Source organism: Xylanibacillus composti, from assembly GCF_018403685.1.
Taxonomy (GTDB): domain Bacteria; phylum Bacillota; class Bacilli; order Paenibacillales; family K13; genus Xylanibacillus; species Xylanibacillus composti.
Genome location: NZ_BOVK01000001.1, coordinates 58,868 through 73,253 on the forward strand (window position 1 = coordinate 58,868; position 14,386 = coordinate 73,253).

General features: G+C 48.9%; 12 protein-coding genes. 1 reads left to right on the forward strand and 11 read right to left on the reverse strand.

What is annotated here, in order from left to right; genetic code table 11:
- Nucleotides 1-29 precede the first annotated feature (29 nt).
- From XYCOK13_RS00230 to XYCOK13_RS00280, 11 genes are all read right to left on the reverse strand, one after another.
- Entirely contained in the window at nucleotides 30-1,055 is a 1,026-nt protein-coding gene (locus tag XYCOK13_RS00230; protein ID WP_213409830.1) for a hypothetical protein, read from the reverse strand.
- A 68-nt stretch (nucleotides 1,056-1,123) separates the two neighbouring features.
- Complete coding sequence (locus XYCOK13_RS00235) at nucleotides 1,124-2,500, reverse strand: preATP grasp domain-containing protein (RefSeq protein ID WP_213409831.1); 1,377 nt, start codon at nucleotides 2,498-2,500, stop codon at nucleotides 1,124-1,126.
- Nucleotides 2,500-3,765 (reverse strand): type III PLP-dependent enzyme, encoded by a 1,266-nt coding sequence (locus XYCOK13_RS00240; RefSeq protein ID WP_213409832.1) that lies wholly within the window; start codon nucleotides 3,763-3,765, stop codon nucleotides 2,500-2,502. Before XYCOK13_RS00240 ends, XYCOK13_RS00235 begins: the two co-directional genes overlap by 1 nt.
- Nucleotides 3,766-3,785: 20 nt before the next feature.
- Complete coding sequence (locus tag XYCOK13_RS00245; protein ID WP_213409833.1) at nucleotides 3,786-6,470, reverse strand: hypothetical protein; 2,685 nt, start codon at nucleotides 6,468-6,470, stop codon at nucleotides 3,786-3,788.
- Complete coding sequence (locus XYCOK13_RS00250; RefSeq protein ID WP_213409834.1) at nucleotides 6,370-7,185, reverse strand: nucleoside/nucleotide kinase family protein; 816 nt, start codon at nucleotides 7,183-7,185, stop codon at nucleotides 6,370-6,372. Before XYCOK13_RS00250 ends, XYCOK13_RS00245 begins: the two co-directional genes overlap by 101 nt.
- Before the next feature lie 78 nt (nucleotides 7,186-7,263).
- On the reverse strand, nucleotides 7,264-8,400 hold the full coding sequence (locus XYCOK13_RS00255; protein ID WP_213409835.1) for a BtrH N-terminal domain-containing protein: 1,137 nt from the start codon (nucleotides 8,398-8,400) through the stop codon (nucleotides 7,264-7,266).
- A gap of 357 nt (nucleotides 8,401-8,757) precedes the next feature.
- A complete protein-coding gene (locus XYCOK13_RS00260; protein ID WP_213409836.1) occupies nucleotides 8,758-9,018 on the reverse strand; it encodes an acyl carrier protein in 261 nt (86 codons plus the stop codon).
- Nucleotides 9,019-9,301: 283 nt separating this feature from the next.
- Nucleotides 9,302-9,964, reverse strand: a complete 663-nt coding sequence (locus XYCOK13_RS00265) for a response regulator (protein WP_213409837.1) — start codon at nucleotides 9,962-9,964, stop codon at nucleotides 9,302-9,304.
- A 141-nt stretch (nucleotides 9,965-10,105) separates the two neighbouring features.
- Nucleotides 10,106-10,705 carry a CYTH domain-containing protein gene (locus tag XYCOK13_RS00270; RefSeq protein WP_213409838.1) on the reverse strand — a complete coding sequence of 200 codons (600 nt, stop codon included), beginning with the start codon at nucleotides 10,703-10,705 and terminating at the stop codon, nucleotides 10,106-10,108.
- Nucleotides 10,706-10,823: 118 nt separating this feature from the next.
- Nucleotides 10,824-11,126 carry a hypothetical protein gene (locus tag XYCOK13_RS00275; protein ID WP_213409839.1) on the reverse strand — a complete coding sequence of 101 codons (303 nt, stop codon included), beginning with the start codon at nucleotides 11,124-11,126 and terminating at the stop codon, nucleotides 10,824-10,826.
- 176 nt (nucleotides 11,127-11,302) lie between these two features.
- Nucleotides 11,303-13,366 carry an alpha-amylase family protein gene (locus XYCOK13_RS00280; protein WP_213409840.1) on the reverse strand — a complete coding sequence of 688 codons (2,064 nt, stop codon included), beginning with the start codon at nucleotides 13,364-13,366 and terminating at the stop codon, nucleotides 11,303-11,305.
- Between the two features lie 139 nt (nucleotides 13,367-13,505).
- Between XYCOK13_RS00280 and XYCOK13_RS00285 the strand changes: the two genes are divergently transcribed.
- On the forward strand, nucleotides 13,506-14,276 hold the full coding sequence (locus XYCOK13_RS00285) for an AraC family transcriptional regulator (RefSeq protein ID WP_213409841.1): 771 nt from the start codon (nucleotides 13,506-13,508) through the stop codon (nucleotides 14,274-14,276).
- Nucleotides 14,277-14,386: the final 110 nt, after the last annotated feature.

A 14,386-nucleotide genomic window follows, 5' to 3' on the forward strand; every position in this document is an offset into this window, starting at 1 on the left:
TACGCGCATAGGCCTGCTCACTTTATAAACTAAAAGTTTCTATGCAGTTCATCAAGAAGCCTGCCCAGCACTTCCTGTTCGATCGTTCGGATCGTACAGACATCCGAAATGATATCCTTAATAAGTGACCCCCTCTGCAAGCGATTATGCTTCAGTATGGAGCTTCGCAGAATGGCCGATCGCTTCGCAGCCTCTTCATAGTCAGTCTGAATTTGGCGAAGCATGACCGGGTCCAGTACTGCATGATCTGCCATATAGGCGATTCGATCCACCATTAACTGCTTGTGCTCCATGATAATTTGTGCCGGAATAAACGAAACGTATTCTTTCGTCTCTTCAGTCAAGCGAAGATCTTCGATATATTGGTCATATACCGACATGCCGTACAAATCTGGCCTTGGATTGGCTCGCATTCGAAATCGAGTGGACGTATTGCGGGAATGCAAGTATTCGTCCAGCAGTTCCTTGACCAGTACAGGATCGAATTCGTACTCGTCCTCCGGCAGCTCCTTGAGCAGAAAGATATCGTCTTGAAAAAACTCGGAAACTTCCGTGGATTCATAACTGGCAAGAAAATCATCGAAGCTCACAACGGTTGACCCGATCTGACTGTCTTTGCGTACCCCGACCACATCAAACGTGCGCCTCTCCGCGTTGTAGCCATGTATGAGGAAATCGCGTAATACATGCCCGCGTTCATGCCAGAACAGCGGAACATAAAATTCATCCGCATACGTGTAAAAATACAATCCGTCATCAATGCATCTCTGAATAAACGATATGATATCCGCATTGGTGCGGGCCAGCGTGCTGCGCTTAAAGCGTTCCACATAGAAGCAAGGAAAACGCTGCATCCACACAAAGTATCCAAAAAAATTTACATGATAGCTGCCTCTCGTCTCGTTCGGACAATACAGCTGAATATAATTGCTCTTGAACCATGCTTCATAAGCTGCAGTCCGTGAGATGATCGAGTGCGGCAGTGCATGATGCAGCCTTCCGTGGATCCTCGTCGGATACACGGGAAGCTGCTTAACGGTTGTGGCCTGAACCATTCCATAGTCCCCTTTCAAAGTCCGTCATGACTCGTTCTTCTGCCATGGATCGCTTTGCAGGAACTTTATTACACCGCAAGTGTTTTATCCGTAAGCCGTTCCACAAATTGCTCCAGCTGCTGCTGCAAGCGTTCCGCTTCGTCCCATGTTGGTGCCGCAATCAAGGCGAACAACCTACCCGCACAGCGTCCGGTTGACTCCTCTCTTGCATGCGGCAGTGTACCGGACGTATACACGATAATGCCTTTCTTGCTTCCTTCATCATAAAGCAGATTTTCCTTCCGCAACGCTTCACACAAGCTCAAAAAACCGAAAGGCTCCTCCGTCTGCAAGCGGAAGTAGCGCGTCAGCATCTTCGCAATGCCCATTCGTGCTGCTATGAACGATATATAAGTGGACAACGTAAATCGACCGTTAATCTCGATAATTGGAACCAGCACATCTTCATCCGTAATGATAGAGTCGATCCCGGCTACGCCGCAATAGCCCTGCTCATACAGCTTGTTGCCAATTTGCCGTCCATATTCGTGAATGGAGGCAGTCACCGAATCCTCAAAGTCAGGCGGCATCTGCGAGCCAATATAGACGGTGTCCCGCAGCACCTGTTTTTTGATGGAGAATACCTCGGTTTCCCCGTTGGGTGAAATATACACCTGATAATTGATATCCGCCTTTTTCTTATACCAGCCTTCAACAAGCCACTGTGTATCCGGTCGGGATCGCGCTATGCGTCCCAACCTCGCCAGCAGCGGTTTAAGGCGCGCCGCATCATCAACAATATACAAGCCCTTACCGGATGCACCAAACGGGTCTTTGATGATCACTTTCTCGAAGTACGGCGGGTTCTGTTCCAGCTCATCGAAGGCCAGCTGAATTTCATCCGTGCTCCGGCAAACTTTGCCTTTGCAAACAGGAAGATTCAGCTCCTCTGCTAGCAAGCGATTAGCGATCTTGTCATTAATGCCCGCGCATATCTTCGCCCTTGCATGCGGAATAATCAGCCCGCAGCGGTCAGCGATTTCCTCTTCGATGCGCGTGACGGCGTATGGAACAAAGTACGTGTCCGCAGCGGACGCAGCGTATGCCGCAAGTCTGTCCAGCAACAGGTTGTCCTGCAGTACAAGTTCGGCAATTGGCGTATAAGGGTCTTCTGCTGCACCTGCCGGCACCTCAATATGCGGAATGTCCATCCCCCACTGCTGCAGCTGCGTTAGAAAGTCTTCATCCGGGTAGGCTCTCATAATGAGGACATCCTGCTTGCGGCAAAGCAATAGATTCATATCCTCTACACGGTTGACAATTCGATCTTCGTTGCGATCAATAATGCCAGCTTGTACCGGATTCCAGTATTTTTCCGCGCCGATATTGAATAACCAAACGATTCTTCCCTGATCGCGGTTCTCCGCGATCCAACGAATTAGGTGAAATGACTGCGCCTTTTCCATTATGCATGTGAAAGATTCTCAGACTTGAACAGAGACTGCTGTCCAAGCAGAAAATCTTCCACCTTCCCCCTTTCTCTAAGCACATAGGTTTGGTCTTGATAGACTATAATTTCTGCAGGCAGCGCATGGCTCAGAAACATGACCGGACTGTGGCTAAGTCCGTAGGCGCCGGATTTCTCGATGACAAGCAAATCCCCCTCTTCAGCTGCTGGAAGCTCGATACGCTGCCCCAACATATCTGTCGGTGTGCACAGCGGACCTGCAACTCCTACTTCTTCAAGCTGTGCACCCGATTTGCCGGCTATACGCATTGGGAAATTGTTACGGACATAACGACCCAAGAATGCGGAAGAGGCGTGCTGATGGGAGCCGCCATCACAGACGAGATACTTGACTCCCTTGCACTCTTTCACATACAGTACACGAGTGACAAATTCGCCTGCTTCCGCCATTAAATACCGGCCGCTTTCTACGCCGATGCGCGTAGTGGCCAGTTCGCGCTCGTAGGCGGACCACACTTCCTGCATCCCTTCCTTCAACCGCTGCATGTCCAGCGCTTCTTCCCCTTTGAAGTAAGGGATGCCGAATCCGCCTCCGAGATCAAGAAATTCCAATGGAAAGCCATGCGCAGCCGACAGGGATACGGCGAGCTTGATGATTTCTCGCATGTTCTCAGTCAAATGAGCCGCATCGAGCATCTGCGTGCCTGTGAATACGTGAATCCCAATCAACCTGACGCCTGACAGCGCCATAATTTGGCGAACGGCCTCATCCAGCTCGTCCTGGTCAATGCCAAACTGCGTGGGTACACCGGACATGCGAATGCCGGCCATGGACAGATTGAAATTGGGATTGACGCGAATGGCGATATTCACGATTTTTTGACGGGATAAGGCAAGCTGATGAATTCGCCTGGCCTCTTCCACCGACTCTACATTCAGGCAATAGATGCCGATGTCTATCGAAGCCTCTAATTCGTTCGTCGTTTTCCCTGGACTCGTAAAAATGATTTGCCATGGATCAAATCCGGCTTCTTTTGCCACATGCAGTTCGCCCAGTGAGGCTACCTCGATGTGGCTGCCCCATTTCCGAAACATCTCACATACGCCAAGTGCAGGGTTGGATTTTGCTGAATAAAAAATTTCGAACCGTTCAGGCAGACTTTCCTTAAGCCGGCGGTACTGTCTCTCCATGATATCTCCGTCATAAACATACAAGGGCGTTCCGTACTCAGCGGATAGCAAACGCAGCTTTTCGTCCTCCATGATCTTCCTCCTTTAACTAATCAAGTGCATAGCGTAGCTTCGCTTGGTTTGATCGCAAACCAGCGTCCATCATGCCATAGGATCGACGTCTGATAGAATAACGGATTTTCATCGAATGTATTCCACAAGTCCAACAGCGCCTCTCCTGCCGAATCGCTGTTATAAGCAACCAGCAGTTGATCTGAAGGATCGTTCTCCACCCATAGAACAGCAGCATATTCCCCTTTGTACGTCCGGTTGTAACAGATCATTTCATCGGATGTTGCATGAATGCCCAATCGGTGCAGCAACTGCTTGTGACCGTCGTGAAGATTGCGCATATCAAGCAAATGGACATACGCGGGGCTGTCTCTCTCGCTGTCCGCCCATTCTTGGGGGGAGCAACTTTCCAGGTTATAAGCGATATAGCGGTCGCGAAACGGGTTTTGCAGCAAGTATGCAAGCTTCATATGGAATCGACGCCTCGGATCTTCCATTCGGTCTGGCTTGACAACGGTGCAATTGCGCACATAAGCTTTCTTGATGCCGAGAAGGTCGTCCTCCACCACGATGCGATCTGTCATATTCTTGAAGTCGGTGCGGGTCAGCGGTTGCTGCCAAAGCTCCCAATGCTGTTCGCTTAAGTTACCAGTATCCGTGCATGCAATAGATAAAGCTGAATAGGCATCTGTCAGCTTGACTGTATGCTCCCGACCGTTCAGAAGTAATGTAAGGTCACAATCGAGTTCCATTTCTTCTTGTGCCAGCAGCAGTCTGCATTGCTTGACGTTAACCGTCCGAACAATGATCTTTTCCCTGGATACAATTTGGGCTTGCACGCTGACATGTTTATGATTGAAATCAATGGCCCGTACTTCGTCTATCCAGTAAGAATGGTTGAATGCGGGATCGATCAGCACATACTTGACTGATTTTGGCAGTGGTGTTCTTGTTGCTTCGAGCAAGCGGTGAAACAGCGGCCTGGAGTTAAAAAGCGCACTACACTCGTTATGAATGAAGCCATGGATCATCCATGTCTCCCCTTTGGGCAGCCGTTCGACAAAATCCGCCTTGCGCATACTGTTGAAAAACCAATTCTCTACTCCGCAAACGGCAAGTACAGCCGTATGTTCCAAATTGTCGAAAAACTCGTACTCCGGTTGATCTGCATCGATTCTCGGATCTCCAACAATCGAGGCGAGCGCAGCGAACAGATGAGGGACCAAAAATCCGATTCGATACGTTTTGGGGCCGCCTGTACAAAAACCTATGCCATAAATGCGATCCCGATCCGCAGGCAGTGTTCCCAGAATGGTCTGAATCATACGAACAACTTGAATATCATCGGCGAAGTGCAGACGGCTTATGCCTACCATATCTACGACTATGGCTTCACTAGTTCGCGCCCATTGCATCCAAGGGAGAGGCAACGGATATTTCCGTCCTTGGGCATCGTGGAAATAGAATACGACTGGATACAGTCGACTGCTGTCATATTGTTCCGGCAGGTGCACAGTATAAATCAGTTCACCGCTGTCGATCGACTTCGGCAACATAATTGAATAGCGCTCCGGAAACACATCCTGCATTTGAACTTGCAGGATCTGATCGGCTGAACCAGCATATACGCTCGCCTCATAGAAAAGCTTCAAGTTTTGTTCCATCCAGTCCGCCGGCACATATTGATTCATGCCCTGCAATAGCGAGGGAACGGCGGCAAGCCCGCGCAGCGACTCCAGCACGGTCTCATTGCAATCCTTGCGAGTTCGGATTCGCTCGCGCAACATTTCGACCGCATCCGCAATATGGCCCATACAGCAATGCGTTTCGGCAACTGTTCGATGGCTGACAGATTCCGTTAATGTGATGCGGTAGAAGCCTTGCGCATCCTGCGGAAATGAGAGCCGAAACGGATGCATCGCCTGTACCTGTTCCCGGGCAAGGCATTGGCCCTGCGCATCCCACAGGTGCAGCTCCAGTGATTTCTCTAGTGATTCCGGCGAGAAACACATCGGTTGGGCCATCCCCTTCAACACGGGGACCTGATCATCGTTTTTGCAAACGGCATGGCTGTCAACAATGATATGATAGGCATGCTTCAGCTGCTCCAGCCATGCCTGATCTACGAGCTCGTTCTGTTTGCGCAAATCCGTCAAGCGTTCGAAAGGATTCAGTTTGATGATGAACTCTCTGCAAGTCAACTGACGGTCCAAATGCAGGGGACATTCTACCAGAATCGTGTTAAACCCTTCATGAAACGGAACGCGAGCATGTACTTCCCGATTGACATACTCGGCATGGGACGTGAACACCAGTCGGCCGTTGATCCATACGCGCACAGGAGAGGGATAATAGCAAATGAGGTTGACCAGCATCTCACGATCCTGCAAACAATGCACACTGCAGCAAGCATACATATAGGATGATTCATCATGTTGAGAGAATAAAGCGAAGGGCTCGTTAACCTCCAAATACCGATCTGCGCGCTCGGAAATATAAAATCGCCAATTCGATTCCACTTCATCCCGCTGCAGCATCACTTGCTCCCACGGGAGAAGCACGCGTGCTTTAGGATCAATTGCCGGTTCCGCATCTAATTGCTCCGGATGATGATTCTGCACCTTCTTAATCAGCCATCGATTTAATGCTATGGGTTCCTCCCCTGACATGACGATCGGAGAGATGGTTTTCTTCATTAAAGTTTCCAGTTGCTTCTGCCAATTCATCATCGTTCTCCCTTTCGTCGCAGGCTGTTTCAAGTTCCGGCACATTTGTTTTACCCAGCTTCAAATAGATATACTGTACCAGCGAATCGCTGAGAGAAGGCGGAAGTTTGCCTATGGTCACAACATTGACCGTTCCTTTGGCAATTTCCTTCAACATATCCGCATATTCTCTGTGCATCAGTTCCAGGTACATGAAGTCCTTGTTGCGTCCGCTTGTGTCCCGAAGAATGCGTTTGTTCTTGTGGAATAACGGCTTGCCTCGTTGCTGTATGCGTTCATAACAAACAGCTGCATCCGTCTCGCAATAAAAAAGCCAATCGGGTTGTCTCAGCCATCGGCATATGAATCGACCAGGCCATCTCCACGCCCCATTGGCTGCATCCCGCGTCAATCCGGTGTAAAAATACCGGTCTGCTACAATAACCCGCCGGTTCTTCAGGTGAGGCCTGATTATTGTGAAATAATCATAGAGAAATCCAACCCACTGCAGCACACTGAACATATTCGTACCCAACAGTCCGAGTCGATCTATTCGCGCAGTTAGTTTCCGAAGAAAAGGGATCGCATTCCATTCGTATGACACAACCGGTACGCCAGCCCCATGTAAATCGTTCAACAGTGTGCGAATTCCTACGCTTTTGCCCGAGCCGCTAATCCCTTCCACCACAATCAGCACGCCATTATGCTTGTTTAGGAAGTATTCATCTTTTTTCATCGACCTCACCTTTACTCGCTATTTCAAGCATCTCACCACGAGTTCATCCCGTAAACCCCGCTTGGAAATAGTCCCTTTCTACATGATAACGCCAGCCGGTTTCCCGATTTTGTCCACGATACCCCGTTCCATTTCTTCCAGCAGCTCGAGCCGTTTCACCATATCGGCTATGAGACTCAGTCTCTTGGAAGCAGCCAGCTTAAGCGCAAGATTAGCCGTGATATCCCAATTCTTGGACACCTCGTTGAGTTCTTCACAAACACTCTTGGCCATGCCATTCACCAAGCTGTCTGGAATTTCTGAAATAAATGCGGCGAATCGCCTTCTCTGTCTCGCAATCTGCTTCAATGCCTGACAGTAATAGCTGCGGAACAGATAAGTCGTGCGTTCATCCATATTCGATAAATCTAACTGAAGCAAATACTTTCGGAAGGCATGCATAGCTGGAAAACCGCAGGTTTGGCCATGCACCTTCACTTCGCCCAGCATTCTTCTTCTGCTTTCCATCAGAACAGAAGCCAACAACTCATCCGTAATAGAAAACGTTCGTTCCCCCTGTATTTCGACCCACAGGTGTCGGATACTTCGATGATAGTCACCGACGATCGGATTAGACATGGGACAATCGGATACCCGTCCATTTCTGACTTCGTTCATGGAAATGGCGCCATCGAAATCGCAATTGGTCATCAAGTATTTGTCAAACATATAGTATTGCTCAGCTTCTTCGTCATAGCCGGTTATCACAACGGCATGCAAGCCATGTTCGTGCTGGTACGCCTGGTGATAATGCATGTGATAAAGATCAACAAAAACCGCCACGGGTCGTCCCTCATCTATGATTTCCCGCAAGCGCCGTTCGGCAGTACGAGGATCATCATGAACATACATTCGGAAAATCAGTTTATCGGCATGCTGCACCGGCACTTCCTCGCTTTCATTACCCTCGTACAGAGACGTAGCCGGGAAATAAACCGCTGCCAATGAGGAATTCAACTCCTCCTCCGAAAACTCAACGGAAGCCGAGTAGCGATATAGAAAATTTATCCCGATAAATCCGCTCTCCTCATCAAACATGAAGCTCATATAATCTGCCAAGATCAGCTGTGGATTCAAGTCCAAATGCTGCAGGAGCGCGCCGTAAGCCGTTGCAAAGCAGTCGTTTACATAAGTCTCATAGTATCGGGGGACATCCTTCACAATCTGTCTGCCCATTCATCATCTTCCCTTCAGCGTCAAACAAATTTGGCCAATCCCACTTTTTTCTGTCCCCTTCGTTTCCATTTTGGTGCTGTGAGATTGGCTGTTTCCGATCGTTATTTGTATAAGTAATCATCTTGTAAATCGTCTGTCGTCCGCTCGCATTGTTGTAAGCGCTTCACATCCAGCAGATAAGGGAACACTGCGCCCCGCTCACAGATTCGCTGGAACAGATGCCTGAAATCGATTCCACGGAAGAACAGATAGAATCAGTCCCTGACTTCAGGGACCGATGGATGTTCGTGAATCCGCTCTGTACAATCTGAATGAAAAAATATACGAATTCCCTCCCGTTCGCTGCACCTGGGGGCTCTAGGTCAAAGAAGGCTCCAGTTTCTTCCGAACTATCCCGCAAAGCTTGTCCACGGAGTTCAAGTTGTCTAATAACAATTCCTCGTCGTAGAAATCAACGCCGAACGCCTCTTCGATCTGAACGACTACATCCATGCAGCTAATCGAGTCCATGCCGATTTTCGCCAGCGAGTCGTCTCCCGGCATGGCAAATACTTGCTCAGGCGACAGGCGAAACACAGTAGCGACAATTTCTGAAATTTGCTTGCGAATCTCATCCATTAGTCCTTCACCCCCCAATTGTGAATAGGCAGCCGCACACCACCTAAATACGAAATACATCTGACACCAGACAGCTGATATGTCAAAATAAGTGCAAATGTTACAAATAGTCCGACATCTTTCGGCAACTCTTTACGAAATGTACATTTAGCGTACACGATCAAACTCCGCCCAGACTAGATGTCATAAGTCATCACTTATTGTCCAAGTGTCATATTCGACATTCGATAATTAGGAATAACGGATAACTTTATTGACCAAAAGTCACTGATCGTTATGGTGCTTACAAACTAGGCTGCGGTATTTGAACTAATTGATGCTGTACGGCAAATACTACTAACTGGATGCGTGAACGAAGGTTCAATTTTCTCAAGATCCCCGTTACCGTATTTTTCACCGTCCCTTCCGACATATATAAACATTTTGCTATCTCACGATTTTCCTTGCCTTCTACAATCAGCTGAATCACCCTCATCTCCCTTTCAGACAAAGAGATATTCAGGTCGGGCTGATGTGCCATGGCATGAAGCTGGTGTACTTGGTCCGTGATGCTGGACAACACATCCTTGTGAATAACAGTCAAGCCTTTGGCCGCAATCTTAACCGCCAGAATCAATTCTTCTGACTGTACATCCTTTAAGATATAGCCGTCTGTCCCATTTTTTAATGCCGTCAGCACATGGTTTTGCGACTTGCTATCAGTCAAGATGACAATACGGATGCCGGAATAGGAACTGCGAATGCCCGATACGCAATCCAGCTCTTTCATGCCCGGCAAATTGTTGTCCATTATTACGATGTCAGGCTTGACACGTTCGCACATGCGAAGCACTTCATCTGCATCCTTGGCATATCCGGCCACTTGAATTTGCTTGTCGCTTTCCAGGATATGCCGAATTCCTTCGCAAACAATTCGCTGATGGTCTGCTAACAATACCTTTATCATGCGTACCTCCATTCCACTTCCTGATTTAATTTTCCTTAAACTCAAGTACTCGTGCTGGTATTCACGTCCCTTCTGTCGAAAAGATCAGGAAACCGACATCCTCACGGTACATAAAAGTTCCTTCCTGTACCCTCAGCAGCTCTAAAGGTCAAATTCGTTCAGCGAAAGCCCTTTTCGACCCTGAAACGTTTGAAGATATGCACGAAAAAAACGGGTCTTCTTTCCATCTGCTTTCTGTAAGCGCTTACCCGGGAGCAATTGATGAAACCAGTCGGCAGCCTCGCTGTCACCGTTCTCGTCAAACTCAATTTCTATCTCGTAATCGATGTTTCCCAGGTAGCTGCTCTTGTCCAAATCTATGCGAATGTGATCGCTGACATGGCAGCTTCTTCTCTCGGTCAATAATGGAAAGGTAAGCATGGCTCTATGCCCGTCCAATGAAGGGAAGTGATGGCCCAAATCAATATACGATGGCAATGATTCAAGCGGAAAACGCCATTCTTTCTTCGCCTTGTATGCATGTGTCTCTTCCACCGGTTGCTTAATTTCGAGCGTCAAGCTGTCCTCAAACTGTCGAACTCGCAGCGTAATGTCCTGCTCCTTGAGTGATAAATCAGCCGTGTCATAATAATAATTCATCTGTATGTGGGAGATAGTCTTCATTCCGGCAAGGAGAGGATGCCGGCATAAATTATCATACTCCTCCTTCGTCAACAGTGATTTCAGTTCCCTCTCTATCAAATGACATCGCCCTTTCCAATCGGCAGTAGAGCTCACTCCATTTTATTTGTTATTCTCCTATCATATCATAAATTTGTTTTCTGACAATTCCAAATCATGTGTGAAGTGTCGCGATGCTCTATTGCAGCTGGAACCGTTCTACCTGATCCCTATGCCCCTCCTCCAGCAATATCTCCTTTTGCCGGGAACCGATTAGATCAAAATGCGGGTATCGATCACGATAATGGATGTATCGCGGATTCAAGTGATGGGATTCGCACCACGCCTTGAGCTTCTGCAGGTTTGCACAGCCGACCTTCGTGATGGTGCGGAATTCAGGGAAGCGAGTTTCATACCAATAATGCGTCAGGAATGCAATTTCCCCTGCAAGCACTTTTCGTTTCCATGCCTCAAGCTCTTCTCTGCTTACACCGAATGCCATGTAATAGCCCTTCCATCTTTTTTTCACCCATTATATCAAAATGCAGGAATTTCGACATCCTCTGCTTTTATAAGCTGCAGGCGAATCTCCGTTTCCCTTCCCCAATACGATCCATATGCAAGTGATGCACACAAAAGCCGGGGCCCTGGATATCCAAGACTCCGGCTGTCCGAACATTATTGCAACACGATGGCTTCGAACAAGTTTAGCTTCGGAATGACAAGCTCTGTATATGCTCCTTTTTGCTCCAGCGTTATTCGTTCTGCACCATGCAAGGCAATAGCTTCCTGCCAACTCCCCCGAATCCGAAGACGAATGAGATGCAAAGGAATGGTCTCGGTAAGCGGCTTTCCTCCCACGCGCCCCGTAGCATTGAGCAAATGGATCAAGAAGCCTCCTGCTTCCCGCCGGGCAATCGTCACCTCTACCGAACGAGGAGCATCTGTATCCATAAGCAACTCCCCTATAGCATCACGAATGAGGCTGTCTATCACCGAGCGGTACTCATCGATGCCCATCTCGTAGTAGCCTTTGTCGATCGCCCACGGCAAATAAGCAACGCCTCCCTGACCGTGGCGGAGTAGGTGCAAGCCTTTGTGCTCCCCGGTCGTTTCCCAGTATGAAAATTCAGGTGTCGTGTTAGTCAGTGGCGGTACAATGGCCAAATCTTCTGTATGGGAAGTCGATGCCGCTGTCGGTACAGCTACCAAATCTCCATATCCCATCAGCAAATCCGTATCCTGCAGCTCACTGAATAAGTCGGCTTGCTCAATCGTCCAGTAGGTGCCCTTAACTGGCGGGGATGCCAACGCAAACCCGGACAGGCAGCGAAGTATGTTTCCCTCCTTGCGCGGGTATCCGTCCTGGTCATAGAATCCCGTTTCGCCTGTGACGATCAGGCGGCCGCCGCCCTCCACATACCGATCCAGCTCAGCTGCCGCTTCGTCGCTAAGAATGGCTATGTTCGGCAGGGCAATGCATGCATAGCGAGTTAAATCCTCCTCCGTCAGCCTCGCTTCATGCAACACGGTGAATGGCGTATGATTTTCGACCATCATCTCGTACATCCCGCGATAATGATGCTGCCAGCGCTCGCTGGAACGCTCTCGCCCGTAATAATCGACGGTGCGCTTGGAATAAACAACGGCCACCTGGGCTATTGGCTTCATCTGCTCATATTCCTGCGCATGGTCAGCCAGAAAAGTCATCACATGTCGTATGCTTTCCAGGGCCTTCCTGTCATGCTGCTGCGAATCGCCGCTGAAAGCAATAGCGGGCGACCCGCCGTTGGCTGCGATTTGAATCAGATCGTATCCGATTTGCGCAGGTGGCTGAGCCGCTCTACGGTGAAAGATCGTTTTCGAGTGACTGAGAATAATGGCTGTATGGCTGAAATGGCTGCCAAGCTTGACTTCCTCCCCAGCCCAATAAATCCATCGCGGAAACGGCCGATCCAGAAAGTTAAAGGCTTCCGCTGTAATGCATGCGGTATGCTTGGCCATCTCTGCCTCATGCCAACCAGCCTCCCGAATCCCGGCATGCTCGTCATCCGTCAAGCGAGTATCGATCGTGAGTACGGTTCCCGGAGATTGTTCGGCAATGAAGGCACTTAAGCGTCTGGTGTAATCGGACAGTTGTGCATATCGATATTGGACAAAAGCACGCCAAGCGGGATCATCCCAGTTTTCATTCTCCGGGATCTCATAGCCTGTCGCTTGCAAGAACTTCTGTTTGCAGCGTTGACAGTAGCAGCGATTATAGTTGTAGGCGTTATAGAAAATCCCGTCTATCTCGTAGCGTTCAAGCAGCTCGCCGACTACCTTGAAGTTGTACTCTTCCCAGTATGGACCGCTAGGGCAGGTCTGCAGCATGTCCCAATGAGTTGGCACTTCCCCGTCACGGGTGCGTCTGAACCAATCCGGATGCTCCTCCAGCACTCTGGGAAAGCTCTTGCTTACGTCCATGCGGACCAGCACCTTCATGCCTCTCGCGTGCGCCGCCTGCAGCACTTCTCCCAAGTAATCAAAGTCCATATATTCATTCACTGTCTGATAAGGATGGTCAGTCGGATACCAGGCAACGATTCCCCCGCCGTTAATCAGCATGACATTAGCGCCGAACGATGCCGCCTGATCAACCAGTTCCTCTACCTTCATGTTTTTGGCATCGATTTTGCGCAAATTGGGCTGAAACAAACGAAATGGCCGCTTCCAAAAGGCCAGGCGTTCTTCCGTACTCAAGCCAACTCCCCCTATACATATGGATTATTCTTAATTAGCATAAGGGTTCAATCGCATAAAAACCATAGATGAACCTATGACACCTGTAACATTCTACGATATACTTTAGGAAGCAAACCATGATCAGAGGTGAGATTCCGTGATAACGCTCCATTCCGCATATTCTCATGACTATGACATTCACTGGCAGCTGCAAGAAGCGCCGACACCGTACAATATCTTTTTATTTCTGACTTCCGGGGAGCTCGAATATAGGGTGAACGGCGAACGGGTTCTCCTGCAAAAGGATGACGTGCTGTTCATCCCGCAAGGCGCGCTGCGCAGCGGAAAAGCGATCGATTACCATCATCGGTATGTGGCACATTTCCAATATGATTCCGCTGACGAAATCATTCCGCTTCTTGAACAGAAACAGCATCGCAAAGTTCACGTCCATCACGCCGCATACTTGAAGCAGCGATTCGCTCAATTGAACCAGCAGTGGATGAGCAAGCAGCCTTATTATGAGGCAGTCTGTCACGGTATCATGATGGAGATGCTCAGCCTTTACAATCGGGAGGCAGACACAGATTGGGTATCCTCCCGCCAGCTTTCGCTGACGAATGAAGTACGCGATTACATCCTGAAGCATTACCGAAAGACGATAAGGATGTCTGATTTGGCCAATCTTACCGGACGAACACCGAACTACATTAGCACGGTATTCAAAGAAATTACCGGTCAATCGCCGATTGCCTATCAGCAAGCCGTTCGAATCGGGGAAGCGAGAGAAATGCTGTTGAATACAGAACGAACTGTCGGGGAAGTTGCCGAGTATTTGGGGTATAGCGATCCATTTTACTTTCACCGGGTGTTCAAGAAGCTGACGGGCATGTCTCCCTCTGCATTCGCCAAGGAATATCGCTCCTGATCAAATTATCATGGGATTGTGTCGGATTTTTTAAGAAGTTCCGCTCAAACAAGTTCGGCACCTGCCGGTCTATGTTACAATTGGGTTATTTCAATGTAAAGGGATTGTAA